The following is a 22318-nucleotide window of genomic DNA, read 5'->3' as shown; positions in this document are numbered from 1 at the left end:
CCCTTTACTGATATGCATTCAGCAATTCTTATCCTGGATTTTGGCTCGCAGTACGCTCGTTTAATCGCACGGCGCATCCGGGAAACCAGTGTTTACTGTGAACTCCACCCCTTTGATGTCAGCCCGCAATTTATTCGGGAATTTTCTCCTGTTGGCATCATTCTCTCCGGCGGGCCGGCATCCATCTTTACCAATGACGCGCCGCGTGTGCCTCAAATTGTGTTTGAACTGGGTGTCCCTGTTCTCGGCATATGTTATGGAATGCAGGCCATGGCAGCTCAGCTCGGAGGAGAGGTGGAAAATGCGCAAACGCGCGAATTTGGCTATGCAGAATTGTTAACAGAACCATGCAGGCTGTTCCAGGACATCAAGGATCGCATCAACTCTGATGGCAAACCCGCTCTTGATGTATGGATGAGCCACGGTGACCGGGTTAATAAATTACCGCCTGGGTTCACAGCCATTGCCTTCAATGCAGCCACTCCCTTTGCAGCCATGGCTGACGAAACACGCAGGTTCTACGGTGTCCAGTTCCATCCTGAAGTCACTCACACCCTTCAGGGAAAAGCTATCCTCGATCGTTTCGTTCATGATATCTGTGATGCGGGCTATGACTGGAACATGCCGGATTACGTAGAAGAGGCCATTGGCCGGATACGCGCGCGCGTCGGCGGCGATAAAGTCATCCTGGGATTGTCTGGGGGGGTAGATTCTTCAGTAGCCGCCGCACTAATCCACCGCGCCATCGGTGATCAGCTGGTATGCGTATTCGTAGACAACGGCCTGCTCCGCCTGAATGAAGCCAAGCAAACCATGGAAACCTTTAGCCGGAATCTTGCGGTCAACGTCATCTACGTTGATGCTAGCAGACAATTCCTGGAGCAATTGAAAGGAATCACTGATCCGGAACAGAAACGCCGCACCATCGGCCGCGAATTTGTGGAAATCTTTCAGCAGGAAGCCGCAAAAATTGAAAACGTCAAATGGCTGGCGCAAGGCACCATTTATCCGGATGTCATTGAATCTGCCGGCAGCCACACAAAGAAATCAGGATTAATCAAATCCCACCATAACGTTGGTGGTCTACCAGAAACACTTCGCCTCAAATTGCTGGAACCACTGCGTGAACTGTTCAAGGATGAAGTACGAGAACTTGGCTTGGCACTGGGACTGCCGCGTGACCTAGTATTTCGTCATCCCTTTCCCGGGCCGGGACTGGGTGTCCGTATTCTTGGAGAAGTTAAATATGAATACACAGAATTATTGCGCCAGGCTGATGCCATCTTTATTGAAGAGCTGAGAAACGCTGGATGGTATGAAAAAACCTCCCAGGCATTTGCTGTTTTCCTGCCAATAAAATCAGTTGGCGTTATGGGAGATAACCGCAGTTATGAGTATGTCATCGCGCTGCGCGCCGTTCAGACTGAAGATTTCATGACGGCACAATGGGCTGAACTGCCTTACACCCTGCTGGCCAGAATCTCCAACCGCATCATCAACGAAATTCGTGGCATCAACCGTGTGGTTTACGATATCTCAGGCAAACCCCCGGCAACAATTGAGTGGGAATGATCCCGCGTCTGGCACGGCCAGGCATCTGATGGCATAAAAAGCCGCTAAGCCCGCGTAATTGCGGGCTTTTTTGTGATTTCGTCTGGCATGGTCTGGCAATTGAAGGAAGCGCCAAGCACCGTTTGAGCATGGCATTAAAGCTGGTACTATCGACTGGCGATGCCATGATAGAAGCCGATACCATGCAGCTTTTTTTTGTATTTTCATGGTATTGAATTTTGATAAGTGGTTGTTCTATATAGAAAAAACACTATAAATTTGACGTTTTTTCAGCATGGTATCGAAGACAAAGAGGGACACGCTACATGCTGACCGATACCAAGCTGCGAAATCTCAAGCCTAGGGACAAGCTCTACAAGGTGAATGACCGGGAAGGTCTCTATGTGGCCGTGACTCCAGCCGGCTTCATCTCGTTCCGTTACAACTACTCAATCAACGGACGGCAGGAGACCATTACCTTTGGCCGCTATGGCGTCGGTGGCATTACCTTGGCTGAAGCCCGTGAGCAGTTGAATGACGCCAAGAAGATGGTTGCGGCGGGTAAGTCACCAGCCAAGGAGAAGGCCCGCGACAAGGCGCGAGTGAAAGATGCGGAGACGTTTGGTGCCTGGGCGGAGAAGTGGCTGCGCGGTTACCAGATGGCCGACTCCACCCGCGATATGCGTCGTCCAATCTATGAGCGCGAGCTGAAACCGAAATTCAGTAATCAGAAGCTGGTTGAGATCACCCATGAGGACTTGCGTGCGCTGACCGATGCCATCGTCGAGCGAGGAGCACCGGCCACCGCCGTTCATGTGCGTGAAATCGTTATGCAAGTGTTTCGCTGGGCAGTCGAGCGCGGGCAGAAGGTTGAGAACCCTGCGGAGCTGGTGCGGCCAAGCTGCTTTTGCTGACCATGGTGCGCAAAAGCGAGCTGACCAATGCGACCTGGAGCGAGATCAATTTCAGCGAAGCGCTGTGGACGATTCCGAAGGAGAGGATGAAGCGCCGTAACCCGAACCTGGTATTTCTGTCCCGGCAGGCGCTGGATATTTTCATTGCCCTGAAAACCTTTGCTGGTGGTTCCGACTTCGTTTTGCCATCACGGTACGACTCGGATGCGCCGATGAGCGCCGCCACACTCAACCAGGTGCTGACGCTGACTTACAAGGCGGCGCAGAAAGATGGGAAGTCACTTGCCAAGTTCGGGCCGCACGATTTGCGGCGCACAGCCAGCACGCTGTTGCATGAGGCCGGCTACAACACCGACTGGATTGAGAAGTGCCTGGCGCACGAGCAGAAGGGTGTGAGGGCGGTCTACAACAAGGCGGAATATCGTGAGCAACGGGCAGCGATGTTGCAGGATTGGGCGGACATGATTGATGAATGGACTGACGGAAATGCACGCTGATTTTTTCTCTGAATTTAAAGGTAATCGGTACATGTTGTTAGACACGATTGAGGCGATTTTTCAACTACAGCTTTCGGCCACGACCTGTCGCTCGAATTTCCTGACTGAACGGCAGGAATAGGCTGATCTGACATGGCTCCGAAAATGTCCAAGAAACCGAATCAATCCACCGCTGCAGCTCCTGCAACTGCGCCGGCGGAAGGCGAACGTCGAGCACTCCGTGGATACATCGGCCAGTATGAGCGGGCGGGCGCTGCCATCTATGCGGCGCTCGAGCGCGACGAGCTGCTCTGGATCGGCGTCGCAGACCGCAACGCGGGTATTGCCGACGACTTGGTACTCGGTTTCGATGGATTGGTGGTCGGCCACCAGTTCAAGACGTCCAAGTTTCCGAGCACCTTCACTGTTGGAACACTGTTTACTGGCGCAAACGGCCTCTTGAAGCCGCTGGTTCATGCTTGGCAGTGCCTGCGCAAGAATAATCCGGGAAGCCGTGTCGAGATTCGCTTGGTCGTTAACGACTTTCCATCGACCACGGACAAACCAGGCGACGGCTCGCCTCCCCACAGCGCAGCATTTCTGGAAGAGTTTCAGCAGCATGCAAATCGGTCGCTGGAGGATTGGTGCACGTCGGAATGGAGCCAACTGATCGATCACCTGCGCCGCGAAGCCAGCCTCAGCGATGGCGGCTTCGAACAGTTCTTGCACAGCCTCCGTGTGGTGTACGGAGTTGCGGCGGATTTCATCCAGTCGCACAAGCTGAACACCGAGCAGGCGCGACAGGCATCGGAGATTGCCAGCGTATTGCCCAAGCTGGTCGCCGATACACGCGACAAGGACAGGTGGACACGTGACGAGTTGCTTCGCGAGCTTGGCTGGCGCGATCCTGCCAAGACGCTGCTCATCCATCGATTCCCGGTCGGCGCCTATGTCCAGCGCAACCGCGACACTGAGGTCAAGCTGCTGGCCGCGCTGCAAACCACTGGCCAGGGCTACGTCTCACTCATAGGTCCGCCCGGCTCCGGCAAATCCACTCTCCTACAAGTGGCGCTGGCCACCGAAGCGAATATCCGGCTCGTCCGCTACTTGGCGTACGTGCCGGGCGCTGCCCAGGGCGTGGGTCGCGGAGAGGCCGATAACTTTCTTACCGATGTCGGCACGCAGCTTCGCAACACAGGTTTGGTTGGACTGCGTCTTCGCGATGACTCGCTGCATGAGCGGCGCGAACAGTTCGGCGTCTTGGTGCGGCAGGCTGAGGAGCGCTTCGACCGCGACGGGATTCGAACGATCATCGTCGTCGACGGGCTCGACCATGTGCCCCGCGAAGAGCGGCCGACCAATTCGCTGCTGGGCGAGCTACCTCTTCCGGCGGCCATCCCCAACGGCGTTGTGTTCGTCCTCGGCACGCAACGGCTGGATCTCGCGAATCTGAAGCCCGCAGTTAAGGAACAAGCGGAGAAAAGCGAGCGGCTGATTCTCATGAGCCCCCTCGGTCGCGAGGAGGTCGCACGGATGGCGGACGCGCTTGGCCTGCCTGCCGAGATTCCCCGATTGGACCTGAGCAATCTCACGCATGGCCACCCGCTGGCAACGCGCTACTTGATTCAGGCGCTCTTGCACGCGGACGAAGCCGGCCGCAAGCACCTGCTCAGCGGCGGGATGCCGTTCGACGGCGACATTGAGACGGTGTATGCCGCCGCCTGGCGCGAAATCGCAAGCGACAGCGATGCCATGGACGTGCTGGGCTTCATCGCCCGAGCCGAGGCGCCCATGGACCTGCGGTTGCTGGCCACGGTGGTCAAAGAATCCGCGATTGAGCGCGCCTTAATCGTTGCGCGGCACCTGCTCCGCAGTTCACCCCAGGGATGGAGCGTCTTCCACAACAGCTTAAGGCTATTCGTCATCGCTCAACCGCGAACCCGCCTCGGAAGTGTCGACGCCGGATACTCCCAGCGGGTGTACCGCGACCTCGCCGAGCTGGCGAAGAACGCGCCGCACGAATCGGCGCAGCGGTGGCTTGAGCTGCGCTACCGCGCCCGCGCCGGAGATGGTGCCGATGTACTTGGGCTCGCGATGCCCGCTCGCTTCAGGCAGCAACTGGCTGACGGGCGTTCTATCGCCGATATCCACGTCGATATCCAATTAGCTCTGCTAGCAGCGCGTGGAACGCACGATGCGACCGCCTTCACGCGGCTACTGTTATGTCGTGACGAGGTGGGCCGGCGCGAATCAGCCCTTGAGTACGCCAACCAGTTTCCGCTGGCGATGCTGGCGGTCGGGGACATTGATGCAGCCCTTTCCTTTGTGCAGTACTTCCCCGACCAGGGCTACGAGGTCGTCGACGCCTTGCTGGCGCGAGGCGACTTCGAGCGCGCGAAGGAGCTTTTTGAAAGCCTCGAGCCACTGTCACAGCTTCACACATCCAAGTTCCAGAACTACGGGCACGACCACAACATCAAGGAATTCGAGAGGTGGGCAAGGCGCGCCGTCCACTTCCGAGACACTGAGCAGATCCAGAGAGCTATTGATCACCTCGCCGCTCAGGGGCTACGCCAGCCCGAAAAGGTTGATCCAGAAACTGTCGCCGAGCTGCACCAGCATCTGAGGAGGGAAGCGGCCAAGGCGACGCTTCTTCAGAAGGTTAGCGCTGATCCACAAGAACTCTGCAGTAAGCTCGGGGTAGCCGACGAAGACAAACCGTCCGTGATGGTTCACGCAGGACTTGTGGCAAGTCGGCGTGGCGACGTCGCGCTAGCGCTTGTCCTGTTTGACGCAGCAGCCGCCCTTCCTGACTTCGGAAAGGTGCCCAACGGCTACCGTCGCCGTATGGCACTGATTGCATTCGAAGCTGGCCGTCGTGACCTAGCCGAAGCCCTGTTCGACAAGTTGGTCGCACCTACGATCTCCATGTGCGACGACGAGACGGACTTGGCTGGGCTGGGTGATCTAGTCGGAGCGGTGATGCATCACGCGAGGCTTTGCACGCTGCTCAACAAGCCGCTGCCAAGCGCGACACTGTCGAAGCACTCCTTCCTTCATCCGTTCCAGCAGCACGCCTCGACCATAGGCGTGCTTCTAGGTCGCGCTGCCGTCGAGAACGCGACCGTGCAGACTGACAGCATCAAGGAAGAAGCTCGCATTGCCCTTGGATACGTTCTACGTCTGACATCAGAAGGTGGCAGTGAGTCATATCGCATCCAGCAGGCGATTAAAGCAGTTCCCGTGCTGGCGCAAGCGCTACTGAGGCTCGGCGCTAAATGTGGCGAGGACGAATACCGCGCCGTACTTCGAGAAGTTGACGCAGCCATCGCATCTTCGACGCTGGGGGGTACTGCGTACCTGCGACGCAGATTGGCCGTTGATGCGTATCGGGTTGACGGTGACCGTGTGGGGGCCGTCGACCGCCTAAATGCCCTCGTGGCGGAGCTTCAAGAGAGCACGCCGAGCGAGCAGATCGACGGGCTGGCAGATTTGACCATCGCGTTGGCTTCGGTCGGGGACGTGGAACAGGCGAAACAGTTGTTGGCGACAGTTCCCGAGCAATGCCTTGGCTACGCGCTGGCCCCTAAAAAGGACCCACAGTACGCAATCTGGCGGGACATTCTGGTCCTTGCGAACACCGCTGACCCGGAGAACCGTGTTAAGCGGGTCTCAGACTTGATGCGCCAGGTCAGCGGCATGACCGAAACGGAAGGGTCGTCGGCCGCGCATCGCCTGACGATGTCGCTCATTGAGGAAGCCATGCAAGTGGGGCCTCGCTTCGGCTTCGAGGTGTCAGAGACACTGACGGCTTGGCATCTGATTGGCTGGCCTAACCGCGTCGACCTACTCATGACGGGGATGGTCCGGCGAAGCCCTGAACTCGTCTTGGCTTGCGCGACAGTCTGGTGCGGGCTGTGCCTGCCGTTTTACATGGAACCGCACTACCGGGATCCGTACCACGTCGGCGACTTCATCGACATCGCTGCCGACGCCGCAGGCTCCGGCCAGATTGAGACGCTCACGCTGATGCTATTGGGGGCGATCGAGGTAGCCAGCAGAGCACACGAGAGGGCCGGACTGCTCCAGCGCCTTCGCATCGCGGCCGGAAGACATGGGTTCTCGTCCGCGGAGCTTGAAGCTGCTGTGGCCCGATGGATGTCAGAAGCGCCGGAACCTCGACACTCGTCTACGCCCAGCAAGTACGACTCGGAGGCCACTCTCGAGGAGCTTGAGCGCGCGTTTGAAGCGGATGGCGACGAGCTCAACTACAACGCCCCGTACCGTTTCAGAGATCTGGCTGAGAAAGCTCCGCTTAATCTGATGCGAAGGATGTTTGAGCGCTGGCAGGTCTTGCAGAACGACGCGCACTGCCGCTTCCTATTGGTGAAGCGGTTGGCTGCGGCGGGAGAGGTCGAGTACGCCAAAAAGCTGATGCAAGGCTACGAGACAAGCAAGGACCCTTGGAGCTCCTGGAGCCAGTGGATGGGGGGCGGCAAGTTCCTCTACTTTGAGGCGAAGAAGCTTTTGGAAGGACCAGCCACGTCCCCCGCCGCCTTCGAGAACATCGTCGATTCCGTGACGGCGGGCCAGGAAAGTACCCAGTCGCTGCTGATGGAGTTGGATTCGATACTGCCAGTAATCAGCGCGACGCCGGACTGGCCGGCTATCTGGTCGCTGCTTGAGGAGCAGATGGCCTGCACTCGCGAGTTCCAACTGGGACGGCCCTTACAGCCGAGCGAGCTTCCGCTGAGCGACACGGATCTTCTGGAGGACTTGCTGCACTTTGCATATCGGCTGCCCGTCGTAGAAGTTCAGCGACACGCACGCAATTGTACGCTGCGCTTGGCAGGGCAAACCGGACATGGTCAAGCCTTGTTCAAGTCCCTTATGCGGCGACTTCTAGCCGGCGAGTCCGATGCCCCCTTGCAGGCGCTCGGAACGCTGCTGGCTGCTGACAGCGCGGACTTTGCATCCGACTTGGGTGCCGCCGTGGCTGCGTTGGTCAGTCACCGGGACATCGCGGTGGCAGAGTCAGCCTCGCTCTTATCGCATCGGTGGGGGCTGGCAGCCTCTTTGGACGCGACGCCACTGCCGCTCTTCTATAACCTCGAACTCGAGCACTCTTCAGAGAGCGACCCTGCGTTCAGGGACGAGAGAACTGGTGCAATGCGCATCGAGTCGCCGCTTGGCTGGACCGAGATGTTGAGCTCGACGGCACGGCACATCGCGAAGGTGGCAGGCATTGACGAGATGGCAGTCCGCCTGCGCGCGGCGATGTTCATCCAAGATTGGGGTGGACTTGAGGCATTCGGGCCCGCTGGCGTCAAAAGGCTTGAGGCTCAGCTACGCGCCCTCGACATGCAAATCACTTACCTGAAGCCTCATGCCTACATTGCCATTGCCGCCCTTCGCCACGTCGCGGGAGAGCTGCGGCTGGCCGGCAAGCTTAACGGCCGCGATAAGCCGACGCTGTTGGAGAGTCTGGGTTGCCCGCTTCCGCCTCGGCCACTGACGCTCCCGCGAGTGCGTCCCGAGTGGGTCCGAATGCCGCTGTTTGACCGAAGTGCGGGTTGGTCCGAGCGAGAGCAGAAGTGGGTTGACGAAGTCGACGGCGACGTTGCCCCCTTCCCAGCACAGTGCGACGGCCAGGTCGTGGCCGAAATCTCTCGCTTCAAGATCCTCAAGCCACGCCTGTCAGAGCATCACCTTTACCGATTTCGATCACCCTCGGCACGAACTGATGGGGAGAACTTTGACCAGTGCTATGTCGCATTGCCAATCGCTGTGTGGCTAGGCCAGCACGTCGCCCTCGACAATGAATTGGCTCCAACGCTAGTAAGGCGAGTTGTTTGCTCCGTGGACATAGGCTTCGACGCAGCAGCTTATCCATTCGTATTGTGCCCGAACTGGGTGATGAGGCTCCGCTGGCGCGCGCATGACGACGAACCGAGCGTCTTCCTCGACGAGAGCGGAGTTGTGGTCGCAAAGCTCCATTGGTGGCGTGACGCCGGTCCAGTTGATATCGATACGGAGTCTCTATGGGGCGAGGGTTGCTACCTCGTTCTAACGCCGGTAGGTATTGAACAGGTCACCACTGCCCGTGGGAAGTTGGGCCTGGACATCAACGTGTTCGCAAGCAGGCAGATCAAGCAACCGAGCAGCTACGGGCAATCTCTCTTGAAGACGGCGAAGAACGGCTACTCACTCTAAGCCATGCAGATTCAGCAGCGATGCCAAGCGAGAGGGGCCATGCTGGCTCGAGCTGGCTGTCCCGGAGGGCTGCTTCCGGCCGGTGGCTAGCGTTCGTAGTACCCTAACGATCGATCGTTCCCGCTGCGAAGCAGCCATCGGACTTTCCAAATCGAACTTCTGCTTTGGGACGTTTTCTGTCTGACAAGAACCCGGACCAGATCTTAGTCAGTAAATTTTAGCCGCTAAAATTTTTCTTGGCGTTTTACTCCTTCAGTTGGAGCATTCGGGGCGTCGAGGCCAATGATTTCAGCGCTTTCGATACTGCTTGACGTTGGATGCCCAGTTTTCGCGCTATCTCCGACTGATTGAGTCCGCTCCACTGGAGTATCAGTATTTGCTTTTTGCGGTCTGATAGCTTCGAGTCCACCATCAAACGCGCTTGGTTGCGTAGTTCCCCTTTGTCGGCTGGTTGTACGGTCTGGGCCAGCAGGTACTGGTGAAAATAACGATCCACCAGCGGGTCGCCTGACGCCGCTTGTGGCGTGCCTCGGTTCGCGCATTGGCGGTTAAGTCGGCCAAGTTCCATGTCGAATTGTGCGACAGATCGCTTTGCTCGCCTATAAGCCAGGTTGGATGCCCCGCTGGACAGTAGAGGTTGATGGTCAGCGCAATACTTGGTGCTTAACCGTAGTTTGTCGTCGTTGCCGCGTGTTTGAAAATCATCGTCTGCAAATGACTTTAGTCCGGCAGGTTTGCCGCACAAGCGGCAGAAGCTTTGTGAGCGGGTTCCATTCAAGCCACGCAAAGCCGCTTTCTTGGGACGTTTGCATGCGCAGCTCAAAGCCAGGCCGGCTAAAGATTCGAGTGTTCCGATAAACCGTCGGTCTCTTGAGTCCTGCCGATCTACTGTTTTGATGAATCGACGCAGCAGTTCTCGTTGCAGGCGAACCATGGCATCAAGTCCCACCAGTTGAATGATCTCACTGAAGTCGGTGCCAGTGCCCGCACCTGGAACAAAACTCGAATAACGCGTAGGAAGGGTGGTCATGTAGGTGGCTACGGCTGGATCAATTACTTCTCGGATCAAGCCCACTATTGGATAGTGGCGTGAGGCCGTGGAGTATGGTCGCCAACGTTCCTGAAATTTCTGGAGGGCTTCCGCAACAGTGGGTGAACAGTCGTCATGAATGAAGATGACAACATCGGGATCTAGAGCCTCTATGAACCTCGTGGAATTTCCTTTTTTCATGGCGTCAACCTCTTTGAGTAATTATAACGCTGTCGAAGAATGAATTGCTAGGCACTATAAGGCACTTGTTAGCAATTGGAGGCCAGGCCATGCAGACCGCAATCAGCAAAGTACTGATCAACAGAAAAAAGCTTCTGGAGATCATTCCTCTCTCGACGCGAACCATCTACAACTTGGAGAAAAGGGGCGAATTCCCACGCCGTATTACGCTCACATGCAGGAATGTCGCATGGGATTTGTCGGAGGTTGAAGAGTGGATCGAAGCGCGTAAGTCGTCGGGCATTCAGGCGGATCGACCCGGCGACGCGAGGGGTTGATATGGCCCTTGACCTGATGGCGGCGTTTACTGAATCGCCGCCGCCGATTGATTATGTTTTACCCAATATGGTTGCCGGCACGGTGGGCGCACTTGTGTCGCCAGGCGGGGCAGGCAAGTCCATGCTGATCCTGCAATTGGCTGCGCAGATTGCAGGCGGCCCTGATTTGCTGGAAGTGGACGAGCTGCCCACCGGCGCGGTGGTCTACCTGCCAGCCGAAGATCCACCTGTTGCAATCCATCACCGATTGCACGCACTTGGCGCACACCTCACAGCCAACCAGCGGCGAGCCGTGGCGGATGGCCTGCTGATCGAGCCGCTGATTGGCAAATGCCCCAACGTCATGGCCCGAGATTGGTTCGACGGACTCACGCGGGCCGCCGAGGGCCGTCGTCTAATGATTCTCGACACTCTGCGCCGCTTCCATATCGAGGAGGAGAACGCCAGCGGGCCTATGGCTCAGGTCGTCGGCCGTATGGAGGCCATAGCCGCCGATACCGGCTGTGCCATTGTATTTCTGCACCACGCTAGCAAAGGCGCGGCGATGGCGGGTGCTGGCGATCAACAGCAGGCCAGCCGTGGATCGTCGGTGCTGGTCGATAACATCCGCTGGCAGTCGTATCTGTCCGGCATGACGCTGGCCGAGGCCGAGGAATGGGGTGTTGATGAGAGTCAGCGGGGGTTCTTCGTCCGCTATGGCGTCAGCAAAGCCAACTATGGTGCGCCCTTTCAGGAATGTTGGTTCAGGCGGCACGAGGGTGGCGTCCTCAAGCCGGCTGTACTTGAACGGCAGAAACGACAGCTGGCCGCGAAGCTGAAATCCGTAGCGAGGGGCGGCAATGACAACTGGTAATCAGGTCGCCCCGACCAGCACGGCATTGCAGGCGCGAGTGATGATCTATCAGCCCAGCCAGCGGCCACGGGAACGTGCTGGGCAGTGGATAGACACCGGTTTCGGTCGATGCCGTGTAACCGGCAGGTTGGGTCAACGTCATGCCGATATTGTGGAATCCATGTTGTATGTGGCGGAGCGCCGCCGCGAAATATCGGACGGCGGCATCGAGCTGCTGATTGATCAGGCAAAGCTGCGCCGGATGCTATCCGATCACCAGTACAGCTACGACCGCATCAAGAAGCTTCTGACCGACCTGCGGGCTGCCACGGTAGAAATCGTGACGCCGGAAATGGAGAGCACCGGTGACAGCATCATTGGCGGCCTGATTGATCACGTTAGGCCATCACCCATGACACGCCGTGATCCGCTTACCGGCGGCGAGCGCCATTTGTGGCGCGCCCGGCTGGGCGTTGCCCTGGTGATGCTGCTGGAAAGGGATTTGTCTTTGTACTACTCGCCTGCCCCCATTGCCCGGCTTCAACACGGGATCAGCCAGGCGCTTGCACGGCATGTACTTACCCACAGATACGACCCCGCCGGAGGCTGGCACCTGGACACCTTGATTCGTGCCGTAGGAGGTGAGGCGGTCAACAGCATGATGCTGCGAAATTATCGGCGACGGCTGAAGGACGATGTCGCCGGGTTGATCGAAATCGGTATCAAAATAGATGCCACAGACAGGGTAAAGCGTGTCACAGCGGCCCGATATTTTGCGGTTTTGGCAGGATATTCAGGCGGTGTAACCGCCCGCTTGAGGCGGGCGCTTGCACCTTCTCGATCAAGTCCTGACGGACTTGCTCAATCGGCCAGAGGCCGATGGTTGAACGCCAGGAGGGGAAGGGAGGCAGCTACGAGTCATCGAGCTTTACCGGCTACGGCCAGGCCGCCCCTCAAGTGTCAACATCAACGGAGTGCGGCGGCCACAAGATCACCGGCCCGCGCTACCAGAATCGCATCGCGCCCCATTGAAGGGGCGGCTGGAAGTCATTCGCTACTGAATGCCGGCGGCATCGAGAGTGCTTTGTTGACACTTGAGGGGCGGTGGCATGGCTTTTCCCTTGGCGTTCAACTTGGCTTTTTTCGAGTGCGAGGAAAGTGCAAGGAAAGTGTTGGTTTCGCACGCTGGGAAGCGGTAGGAAATCGGTTGGAGATTCCGTTTTTATCGCGACTCTATGGCGATTTTTCACGATTACAGCGCGATTCTGCCGATTGGGCAGCGATTGCGGAGCAATCGCAGATAAATAGCGACGGAATAGCGATGGATTCCAACCTGCATACGTGCAGAAAACGCGGTTGTGACGCGGGCAGGATGTGTGAAGTAGGCCCACCCGCAAGTCTTCACTTGTCCTTATTCGCACCTGCGGTGCTCAACGGGAATCCTGCCCTGCGGGGCCATCGGCGGACGCCGGAATAAGAGAACCAAGAGGACGCCAAGATGGAGGCGACAGAGAAGAAGGTAACGAGAAAAAGCAGCACGCCGATCAAGGTGTATTGCCTGCCAGAAGAGCGGGCCGTCATCGAGGCCAACGCGCAAGCGGCTAGCTTAAGTACGTCCGCTTTTTTGCTGGCCGTGGGGCAGGGTTACGCCGTCCAGGGCGTGACCGATTGCGAGAACGTGCGCGAGCTGGTGCGGGTCAATGGCGACCTGGGCCGCCTCGGTGGTCTGTTGAAATTGTGGCTGACCGACGATGCCCGAACGGCCCGGTTCAGCGCTGAAACTGTCTTGGTCCTGCTGGCCCGGATCGAGGCCAACCAAGACGAGATGAGCCGATTGATGGAATCTATTGTGCGACCAAGGGCAGCATCATGATAGCCAAGCATGTTGCCATGCGTTCCCTGGGCAAATCCGACTTTGCCGATCTAGCCAAATACATCACCGACGCACAGAGCAAAGACCACCGGCTGGGCCATGTCCAGGTCACGAACTGCGAGGCGCATTCAGTGCGCGATGCCATCACCGAAGTGCTGGCCACCCAGCACATGAACACCAGGGCCAAAGGCGATAAGACCTATCACCTGATTGTCAGTTTTCGCGCTGGCGAGAATCCCGACACTGACACCTTGAAGGCGATAGAGGAACGGATTTGCCAAGGGCTAGGGTTTGGTGAGCATCAGCGTATCAGCGCCGTGCATAACGATACCGACAACCTGCACATCCACATTGCCATCAACAAGATTCACCCGACCGGGCACACGATGCACGAGCCGTACTATCCGCACCTGGCGCGGGCCGACTTGTGCGAGACGCTGGAACGGGACTATGGCCTGGAGGCGGACAATCACCGACCGCAGCAGCGCGGGGCGGCATCGAGGGCCGCCAACATGGAGTGTCATGCTGGCGTTGAAAGTCTGGTGAGCTGGATCAAGCGCGAATGCCTGGATGACATTAAAGCTGCGCAGTCCTGGATGGAGCTGCACCAGGTCATGCGTGATAACGGCCTGGAGATTACGCCAAGGGGTAACGGGCTGGTGATCCGGGCCGATGACAGCACGATGGTCAAGCCCAGCACCCTTGCTCGGGATCTATCCAAGCCGGCCCTGGAAAAGCGGCTGGGAGCCTTTGAGGCGCCACCGGGTCAGCAGGAGAAGCCGCCCAGGCGGCAGTACCAAAAGAAGCCGGCTCGGTCACGCGCCGACACCACCGAGCTTTATGCCAGGTGCAAGGACGAGCAAAAGAATTTGACCGCCGCCAGGGCCGAGGTATTGGCCGCGGCGAAGCGGCGCAAGGATCGAGCCGTGGCCGATGCCAAACAGAAGGCGGCGACCAAGCGGGCAGCAATCAAGCTGGCCGGTGGCGGTCGGGTGGCCAAAAAGCTGCTGTATTCACAAACCAGTGCGACGCTACGCGCCGAGTTGGACGGGATACACAAGGAGTACACCAAAGAGCGCGAACGGCTGTACCAGGGCCACCAGCGCCGCCAGTGGGCCGATTGGCTCAAGCAAGAGGCTACCCAGGGTAACAGCGAGGCGCTGGCCGCCTTACGGGCCAAAGAGGCCGCCCAGGGGCTGAAGGGCAACACGGTCAAAGGCCAAGGGCAGGCGAAGCCCGGACATGCGCCGGTGATCGACAACATCACGAAGAAGGGCACGATCATTTACCGGGCCGGTACCAGTGCCGTGAGGGATGACGGCGACCGGCTGCAGGTTTCGACCGGCACCGACCGTGCCGGTGTGCAGGAAGCCTTGAGACTGGCCGCAGAGCGATACGGCAGCCGTATCACCGTTAATGGTACAACCGAGTTCAAGGCCCAGGCGATCCGGGCCGCCGTGGATGGCAAGCTGCCCATTACGTTTGCTGATCCAGCCCTGGAAAAGCACCGCCTGGCACTGCTGCAAGACAATTTCAGCGTGACCAGCAAGCCCGGTGTTCCAGGTGTCGGCAAGGTTCCGCCAGCAGTGGCCAGGGCGGGCCGTTTGCGTTCCTTGTCTCAAGCCGAAGCGTTGCATATCGAGGGCGCAGCGGCAGCGGTTACACCGCAGAAACCCGCGCCTACCCCAGCGTCCGCGCCGGGCGAGCTGGCACGGCGTAAAGCCAAGCTGCAAGCGGAATTGAACGCCAAGAAGGAAAAAGCAAAGCAGCGCAAAGGGTGGGGCCGTTAGTGCTTGTGCATTTCGGTGTTTTTGCTATCATTGGTATCGGGTACACTAAAAGGTAAGAGAATGGCAAATTTGAACATTCGCAATTTACCCGATGAGGTGCACCAGGCGCTGAACAACCGGAGCACCGAGGCGGAAATACGCGAGATATTGACCGCAGCAGTCCAGCCGCTGGATCTAGAAAAAATGGGCCGAGCTGTCGGCCTGGAGAAACCAGCTAAGAAGTAACGTAACAAAGCAGTAATTTCGTGCAGGGTTGCACGACACACACCGAACTCAACAAAAAATTGCAAGGGCGTGACGGTGTCGACCCGGGCGGGTACCTAGACAGATTTTGGCGAACTGTCTCGTGATGGCCCAACCCCACAGCAGCGCAGCAGTAACGGCGTTGTGGGGCAGATTAGCCGCAATAGCTAACTCATCACATCGAGAGGTACTCGACCATGAAACGTGTCCGCCTTTTAGCGGCTAAATCAGCCCTGGCCGTTGCGCTCGCAACCGGCTTTATCACTACTACCATCACCCCTGTTCAGGCCGGTATCCCCGTCATCGACGGCGGCAACCTGACCCAGAACATCATGACTGCCATCGAGTCTGTGGCGCAGACGCTAAAGCAGATCGAACAGTACCAGACCCAATTGCAGCAGTACGAAAACCAGCTACAGAACACGATGGCCCCGGCCGCGTATATCTGGGATCAGGCGCAGACCACGATCAACCGGCTGATTGCCGCGCAAAACACGCTGACCTATTACGAGAACCAGCTGGGCAGCCTGGATCGTTACTTGGCCAAGTTCCAGGACGTGGCCTATTACCGCAGCTCGCCATGCTTCAACGGCAGCGGCGGCTGCACGGATGCGGAGCGGGCCGCAATGGTTGAAAACCGCCGCCTGGTGTCCGAGTCGCAAAAGAGAGCCAACGATGCGTTGTTCCAGACCGTGGCCGACCAGCAAAAGGCTTTGAAGGATGACGCCCGTACCCTGGAACGGCTGCAAGGCGCAGCTCAGGGCGCACAAGGTCAGCTCCAGGCCATCGGTTACGCAAATCAACTCGCCAGCCAGCAGGCCAATCAACTTCTGCAGATTCGCACCATGTTGACCGCCCAACACAACGCAGAGGCAGCCCGGATTGCGGCAGAACTCGATGCCGAGGCGCGAGGTGATGCCAGGGCCGAGCAAATGCGTACCTGGACGTTTCGCGCTAGTCCGGCAGACAACTACTAGGGGGATGGTGAGATGAAAAAAATCTTATTTACTACGGCGGCTGCAGTGCTGTTGTTGGCTGGATGTGAACTGGAAAAGATGCCCGAACCAAACGCGGCGACTTGTGCCCCTGATGCGTTCCAGGCAGCACTGAATGAGATGCGCAGCGAAGCGAACCGAGCGGCTTTCACCGAGGAATGCAGAGCATTCCAAAAGTCCAAGCAGATGCGTCAGTGGGAGTTCAAGCCCAGCCCTAAAGATGATTATTGAGGTGGTCGCCATGAGAAAGAAAATTGCTCTAGGTGGCTTGATGATGGTCGCCACAGTGGTGCTGGCTGAACCTGCAATGGCGCAGGAGCTTAGTAGCAGCGGTGTTATGAATGATGTGCTCAAGCGTTTTCATGATGCTGCTGCAACGTGGGGGCCAGCTATTGAGTCCGCTGCATCGCGTTTGCTCTGGACGCTGGTTGTGATTTCGATGGTCTGGACGTTCGGCATGATGGCTTTGCGCAAGGCCGACATTGACGAGTTCTTCGCAGAGTTCGTTCGCTTCACGATCTTCACCGGCTTTTTTTGGTGGCTGCTGGTGAATGCCACTACCGGCATGAATATCGCTGGAACGATGGTTGAGTCCTTGCAAATGTTGGGAGCGCAGGCAGGTGGTTTGTCTGATAGCAAGCTGGGACCATCAAGCATCCTCGACTTGGGTTTTGAGCTGTATCACAAAACAGTACAGGCCACGTCGGAACTGGGGTGGCGACAGTTCGCAACGGCCTTGGTCATGGAGTTGTTGGCCATTGCTGTGCTGATCGTCATGGCATTGATAGCGATTAACCTACTGCTGGTCATGGCATCGGCTTGGATTCTGATGTATGCCGGCATTTTCTTTCTCGGCTTTGGTGGATCGCGTTGGACTTCCGACATGGCCATCAACTACTACAAGACCGTGCTGGGCGTGGCCTCGCAGCTCATGGCTATGGTGCTGCTGGTCGCAATTGGCAAGCAGTTCATCAATCACTATTACGCGCAGATCAGCGAGGGTGTGACCTCTCAAGAGCTGGCCGTTATGTTGGTGATTGCTTTGATATTGCTGTTCCTGGTTAACAAGGTTCCTTCGATGATTTCCGGGATTGTGACGGGCGCGAGCCTGGGTGCTATCGGTGGAGCTGGTAGCTTCGGCGCAGGCGCAGCGATGGGGGCTGCAATGACAGCGGCAAGCATGGCCACCGGCGGCGCGGCAATGGCTGGTAAGGCCATGATGGGAGCTGCTACCGGGGCTGTGGGCGGCGCATCCGCTATCCAGGCAGCATTCCAGAAAGCATCAGCAAGCATGGGTGCCGGCGGCAATATGCCCAGCATGGGGTCAATCGTCAACGGCGGCAGCAGCGGTGGTGGTGAAGCGGGTACGGCTGGCAGTTCGCCGTTTGCCCGGGCTGCAGGTACTGCATCCGAGCTGGCCAAGGGCGTCGGTTCTCAAATGCAGCAAGGGTTCCAGGAGCGGGTAGCAGAGACAACCGGCGGAAAACTGGCCGCCGGCATCCGAGCCAGCATGGAGCCAGAAGGAAGCGCAGAGCAGAGCGCCGGCGGCCAGCAATTTGAGGACAACAGCCTTGGCGGTAATGCCGGCACTTCCGACAAATCAAGCGGCGGCTGGATCAACCAAACCGGCGGATTCAGCGCGTTATCCGAAGCCGACCAGGCGCAGGCGATGGAGTCCCATGCCCAATGGCAGGCCAAGAGCGACGGCAATACGTTCGGAGTCGAGGACTACGTTTCGTATGCCCAGGAGCCGCAGCAAGAGCGAAATGCCGAAGTAGCCAGTTTCGTGAATAACGAAAACAAAAACGATAGGGGTTAAGACAATGGAAAAGCCATATCTGGCCGCTATAGCGGCCCTGGATGAAACGCCAAGGGTAGAAGTGCCGGAGTTTGTTTCACCCTTGGGCGATCAAACGGCCGAGGTTGATCGAGAGGCAGAAACAGCCGCTTTTGTGTCGCGTCCTGATCCGACACAGGAGCGTGAGCCAGCCAGGCCAACGGAGACAAAGCACTACCAGGGCGCGGGCAATGGTAGATCCCCATTTGCAGAAGCAGCAGGGCTGTATCTGTGAGGCGCACCGGGCTGGTTGTGGCCATCCCGGCACTTTCAATCAACACCTGTCTGAGAGGTGAATCATGACAACTCAACATCTTATCGAACCGGGCCAGGTCGTGCACCAGGCGGCCGCCATCCTTGCTTCCTTGGAGTACATCGACCAGGGTGCGGCGCAGCGCCTGGGGCCGCTGGCCGAAGCCGTGGCGAACGCTTTCATGGTGGTGTACTACCAGGCCGAAACAGGCCGTGCGACTCGGAATGACTTCTGCGAAGCTCTGGAGGCGATTCGCCGATCTTTGCCCCAAGCGTAGCCCGGCGGAACAGGTAAGAATGATAAGAAGATTATTATTCTTACCGTCTTACCCAGCCCGGCAGTAACTACGACGGCGGCCAGGTGGCCGTCTTCTGCTATTTGATGCGGTATCTGATCTTCGCTTGGCCTGCAATTTCGCGGGCGTGCTCAATATAGGCCACATCGCCAGTGGCCTCAGCGTGGGCCAGATACACATGTATGGCTTCCGCGCTTTGCAAGTCCTCGACCAACAATTCACGGCCAACTGCCGGGGCATCAACCCATTCGCGTTCCTCGGGCGACAGCGGGTAAGCCCCGGGGGCTTCCACGTCGGCCAGCAGCGCAGCCAGTGTGTGGGATGGCTTAGCTGGCACCGGTGTTTTTTGGGTCGATGTATTTGCCTTTTTCTTACTCATGCCTATGCCTCCTTTGAGGTCCTTGGTCGCTGCACTAAGCCTTGAAGCAACACTTTTGTATGTGGTCACGGTACTCGGAAAGCGACCTTGTTCGAAAGAGCATGAGCGAGCGTACACGGTGAAGGCAAGACCATGTTTGGTGTGGATGATGCTCCTTCAGTTCCAACATTTCCTTGACTCACTGAGTCGACATGTCGACAATAAGGGGGATTCGAGGGGTACCCATGACCGACAACATAAAACCTAGAAAGATCATAGGAGTCAGCATGACTCCTGCCTTGGCTGTGAGGGTTAAGGAAGAAGCGGCCCGTGAGGGAGTGTCCATCCGCAAGCTCTTTGAGCGCATGTGGGATGCCTACCAAGAGAGCAAGAAGACACAGAATGCCAGTTAACCTTGATAAGCCCCATCTTTGGAAAGCAGACATTGCGCGCTCAGTTGATATGTACAATGGTTGGTTCATGGATTTCGCGCCAGCGGCTTTCCGGGAAACACGCCTTCAGACCACGAAGGACGTGGAAACGACCCTCAAGTCTACTGAGAATCTGACCAATATTCGTCCTGAAATTCTTCGCAAGTGGCCGGGCGTCCTGCCGACCTTGCGTATGTCCACTTGCCCACCGTTAGCTGTGGATAGGCTCATCGGGCTGGCAGGTGTGTCTAGCAGCATGGTCAAGAGGATGGAGAAAGAAAAGCAGCTTCCCGTTCGTATGGCCGCCGCTAACATTGATCGTGAACTGGTTAAGATCGCAGCCGTTATTAAGCGATTGGCTGATCCCGACATCTTCGTCTGGATAAAGCGATCTGATCCCGCGACTGAAGCCGAAATTCACCGCGCTGCAACCATCGTCGCCGACCGGCTTTGTGGTTCTGTTGCAAACCCGATCATCCGCAATGCCCAGGAACAACGCCAGCTTGCCTATATCGGGCAATGGTTAGAAGCGCGCGGGTATACCAAGCTCCCTGACCGCTCGAATGTCACCTTCGACACTATGCCACCTGGAACCTACAGCTTTCGTATGAATGTCTCTGTGGCCAAGGGGGCGGGCGGCGACGAAAGTATCAATATCCCTGTTGATGCCGTGGTCATGCGCAAAACCGCTGCAAAGGGTGACTATCCTCTGCTGATCGAGGCCAAGTCTGCGGGCGACTTCACCAACACCAACAAGCGCCGTAAGGAGGAAGCCCAGAAGGTCAACCAGCTTCGTGCGACCTACGGCCATATTCGACCGATAGAGTTCATCCTCTTTCTGTGCGGATACTTCGATAGTGGCTATCTCGGTTACGAGGCCGCCGAGGGTATTGATTGGGTATGGGAGCACCGCATCGATGATCTACAGGGGTTTGGCTTATGACCACGTGGGATCGTATTGAGACCGAGCGGCTCAATCTTCAAGCCTTGCTTGATGACCAGAAAACCTCCGAAGATCGTAATCGCATGGGGCAATTCGCCACCCCGACTGCACTTGCGAGGGAAATTGTCGCCCATGGCGTTAGCCTTCTTCCGGAAGGTGAACGCGTGCGCTTTCTCGATCCTGGTATCGGCACCGGCTCATTCTATTCCGCCTTACGTGCCACCACGTCGGTCGCGCAGATTGAGCGCGCCACCGGCTTCGAGGTCGACCCGCACTATTACGGCCCTGCCCAAGCCTTTTGGAAGGATCACGCCTTAGGCCTGCGGCATGGTGACTTTACACATGCGCAGCCGGAAGGACATGCGAGGGCGAATGTCATCATATGCAACCCGCCCTATGTCCGGCATCATCACCTTAACTCCGAGGCCAAGGCCTACCTTCAGCACCGCACCGAAGCAGCCTGCGGCGTTCGGATCAGCGGGCTATCCGGCCTCTACTGCTATTTCATGGGCCTGTCGCATCCTTGGATGGAGGAAGGCGGTATCGCGGGATGGCTGATTCCCAGCGAGTTCATGGATGTCAACTATGGTCAGCAGGTGAAGCAGTACCTTCTAACCAAGGTCACTCTCCTGCAAATCCATCGTTTCGATCCGTCCGACGTGCAGTTCGCGGATGCCCTCGTCTCATCCGCCGTTGTGTGGTTCCGCAATGCTAAGCCACCGAAGGATCACGAGGTTCTCTTCAGCTATGGTGGCACGCTGGCCACCCCTGCGATGCAGCGGCACGTTCCTGCCGCCACGCTCCAGCTTGAACCCAAATGGACCCGCTATCCGATGGCGGACGGCGCGGCCGCTAAGGGGCACGTTACTCTTGGTGACTTGTTTGACGTGAAGCGCGGTCTTGCCACGGGCGATAACAGTTTTTTCATCATGACACGCACCCAGATCGAAGATCAGGGTTTGCCTTTCGAGTGCTTCACGCCGGTCTTGCCGAGTACTCGTTATCTTCCCAGCGACGAGATACTGGCCGATGCGGATGGCACTCCGATCCTCGACAAGCAGCTTTTCTTACTCAATACCCGTCTTTCCGAAGATGAAATCGCTCATCGCTATCCGACCCTGAAAGCCTATCTCGATACTGGGAAAATCGGCGAAAAGCCCGTCTCGGGCGGCTACCTGTGCAAGTCACGTTCACCTTGGTATGCGCAGGAAAAACGGCCCGCAGCGCCTTTCCTCTGCACCTACATGGGCAGGCAGAAAGAGGGTAAACGCCCCTTCCGCTTTTTCCTCAATCACTCGTGCGCGACGGCTTGCAATACATACCTACTTCTTTATCCGAAGCCGAGCCTGGCGCGCATTCTTGACCGTGATCCGGAGCTGAAACGAACCATCTGGGAGTTTCTCAACGCCATTACCCCTGAAGAACTTCTCGGTAATGGTCGCGTCTATGGCGGCGGGCTGCATAAGATGGAGCCGAGGGAGCTTCGAAACGTCAGCGTTGACGATCTGATTGATCGCCTACCTCAACTGGCTCCTCACGGGCAGCAAGTGGAGCTGTTTGAACCCGCCTTCCTGGACGGAAACGGCCCAAGTGCCGACCTACCGGCGTTTATCTCGACGACCAATGCTTATGAGCTCTACGGACTACGGGAGGGTGAAACCGTGTCCGAAGCCATAGTCCGAAACCGGTAGAGTCGTGAAGAGCGAGCTACTTCAAGATAAAAAGCTAAGCATGGTATTTTTCATGGCATTATCTTGATGGGATAG

General features: G+C 57.5%; 20 protein-coding genes. 18 read left to right on the top strand and 2 right to left on the bottom strand.

Going from position 1 to position 22318, the window contains the following annotated elements:
* Positions 1–12: 12 nt before the first annotated feature.
* From guaA to BM331_RS06170, 4 genes are all read left to right on the top strand, one after another.
* The gene (guaA, locus tag BM331_RS06180) at positions 13–1572 is read left to right on the top strand and encodes a glutamine-hydrolyzing GMP synthase (RefSeq protein ID WP_011635259.1); all 1560 of its coding nucleotides are present in this window, start codon (positions 13–15) and stop codon (positions 1570–1572) included.
* A gap of 305 nt (positions 1573–1877) precedes the next feature.
* On the top strand, positions 1878–2465 hold the full coding sequence (locus tag BM331_RS12440; RefSeq protein ID WP_442753234.1) for a tyrosine-type recombinase/integrase: 588 nt from the start codon (positions 1878–1880) through the stop codon (positions 2463–2465).
* 2 nt (positions 2466–2467) lie between these two features.
* The gene (locus BM331_RS12435; protein WP_442753233.1) at positions 2468–2962 is read left to right on the top strand and encodes a tyrosine-type recombinase/integrase; all 495 of its coding nucleotides are present in this window, start codon (positions 2468–2470) and stop codon (positions 2960–2962) included.
* A 144-nt stretch (positions 2963–3106) separates the two neighbouring features.
* On the top strand, positions 3107–9154 hold the full coding sequence (locus BM331_RS06170; RefSeq protein WP_074928179.1) for an ATP-binding protein: 6048 nt from the start codon (positions 3107–3109) through the stop codon (positions 9152–9154).
* Positions 9155–9398: 244 nt separating this feature from the next.
* On the opposite strand, the gene BM331_RS06165 is transcribed toward BM331_RS06170, so the two are convergent.
* Entirely contained in the window at positions 9399–10229 is an 831-nt protein-coding gene (locus BM331_RS06165) for a hypothetical protein (RefSeq protein WP_218154552.1), read from the bottom strand.
* Positions 10230–10474: 245 nt separating this feature from the next.
* On the opposite strand from BM331_RS06165, the gene BM331_RS06160 reads away from it, so the two are divergent.
* The 11 genes from BM331_RS06160 (at position 10475) to BM331_RS06110 (ending at position 18802) form a co-directional block, all read left to right on the top strand.
* Positions 10475–10702 (top strand): helix-turn-helix transcriptional regulator, encoded by a 228-nt coding sequence (locus tag BM331_RS06160; protein WP_074928006.1) that lies wholly within the window; start codon positions 10475–10477, stop codon positions 10700–10702.
* A gap of 1 nt (position 10703) precedes the next feature.
* Positions 10704–11555, top strand: a complete 852-nt coding sequence (locus BM331_RS06155) for a helicase RepA family protein (protein ID WP_074928004.1) — start codon at positions 10704–10706, stop codon at positions 11553–11555.
* Positions 11542–13011 (top strand): hypothetical protein, encoded by a 1470-nt coding sequence (locus BM331_RS12190; protein ID WP_256214836.1) that lies wholly within the window; start codon positions 11542–11544, stop codon positions 13009–13011. Before BM331_RS06155 ends, BM331_RS12190 begins: the two co-directional genes overlap by 14 nt.
* 21 nt (positions 13012–13032) lie before the next feature.
* Entirely contained in the window at positions 13033–13407 is a 375-nt protein-coding gene (gene traJ / locus BM331_RS06145) for a conjugal transfer transcriptional regulator TraJ (protein WP_074928002.1), read from the top strand.
* Positions 13404–15197, top strand: coding sequence for a TraI/MobA(P) family conjugative relaxase (gene traI / locus BM331_RS06140; protein WP_074928000.1), 1794 nt, complete (start codon positions 13404–13406; stop codon positions 15195–15197). Before traJ ends, traI begins: the two co-directional genes overlap by 4 nt.
* A gap of 60 nt (positions 15198–15257) precedes the next feature.
* Entirely contained in the window at positions 15258–15422 is a 165-nt protein-coding gene (locus BM331_RS06135; protein ID WP_074927998.1) for a FitA-like ribbon-helix-helix domain-containing protein, read from the top strand.
* Between the two features lie 215 nt (positions 15423–15637).
* On the top strand, positions 15638–16417 hold the full coding sequence (gene trbJ / locus BM331_RS06130) for a P-type conjugative transfer protein TrbJ (protein WP_074927997.1): 780 nt from the start codon (positions 15638–15640) through the stop codon (positions 16415–16417).
* Between the two features lie 12 nt (positions 16418–16429).
* Positions 16430–16666 carry an entry exclusion lipoprotein TrbK gene (trbK, locus tag BM331_RS06125; RefSeq protein WP_074927995.1) on the top strand — a complete coding sequence of 79 codons (237 nt, stop codon included), beginning with the start codon at positions 16430–16432 and terminating at the stop codon, positions 16664–16666.
* 10 nt (positions 16667–16676) lie between these two features.
* Positions 16677–18254: a P-type conjugative transfer protein TrbL gene (trbL, locus tag BM331_RS06120; RefSeq protein ID WP_074928177.1), complete on the top strand. Its 1578-nt coding sequence runs from the start codon at positions 16677–16679 to the stop codon at positions 18252–18254.
* Between the two features lie 4 nt (positions 18255–18258).
* Positions 18259–18507 (top strand): hypothetical protein, encoded by a 249-nt coding sequence (locus BM331_RS06115; protein ID WP_074927993.1) that lies wholly within the window; start codon positions 18259–18261, stop codon positions 18505–18507.
* 64 nt (positions 18508–18571) lie between these two features.
* On the top strand, positions 18572–18802 hold the full coding sequence (locus BM331_RS06110) for a type I toxin-antitoxin system ptaRNA1 family toxin (protein WP_074927991.1): 231 nt from the start codon (positions 18572–18574) through the stop codon (positions 18800–18802).
* Between the two features lie 97 nt (positions 18803–18899).
* On the opposite strand, the gene BM331_RS06105 is transcribed toward BM331_RS06110, so the two are convergent.
* Positions 18900–19199: a helix-turn-helix domain-containing protein gene (locus tag BM331_RS06105; RefSeq protein ID WP_074927989.1), complete on the bottom strand. Its 300-nt coding sequence runs from the start codon at positions 19197–19199 to the stop codon at positions 18900–18902.
* 224 nt (positions 19200–19423) lie between these two features.
* Here BM331_RS06105 and BM331_RS11850 point away from each other — a divergent pair, with 224 nt between their 5' ends.
* Genes BM331_RS11850 through BM331_RS12380 form a run of 3 tightly spaced genes read left to right on the top strand, consistent with a single transcriptional unit; the run spans position 19424 to position 22243 of the window.
* Positions 19424–19591: a hypothetical protein gene (locus tag BM331_RS11850; protein ID WP_021446695.1), complete on the top strand. Its 168-nt coding sequence runs from the start codon at positions 19424–19426 to the stop codon at positions 19589–19591.
* Positions 19581–20552 carry a XamI family restriction endonuclease gene (locus tag BM331_RS06100; RefSeq protein WP_074927987.1) on the top strand — a complete coding sequence of 324 codons (972 nt, stop codon included), beginning with the start codon at positions 19581–19583 and terminating at the stop codon, positions 20550–20552. The genes BM331_RS11850 and BM331_RS06100 overlap by 11 nt, the downstream gene beginning before the upstream one ends.
* Complete coding sequence (locus BM331_RS12380; protein ID WP_074927985.1) at positions 20549–22243, top strand: Eco57I restriction-modification methylase domain-containing protein; 1695 nt, start codon at positions 20549–20551, stop codon at positions 22241–22243. The genes BM331_RS06100 and BM331_RS12380 overlap by 4 nt, the downstream gene beginning before the upstream one ends.
* Positions 22244–22318: the final 75 nt, after the last annotated feature.

Source organism: Nitrosomonas eutropha (assembly GCF_900116685.1).
Lineage (GTDB): Bacteria > Pseudomonadota > Gammaproteobacteria > Burkholderiales > Nitrosomonadaceae > Nitrosomonas > Nitrosomonas eutropha_A.
The sequence above is the reverse complement of the archived record's forward strand: the minus strand, read 5'-3'. Positions and strand labels throughout refer to the sequence as shown.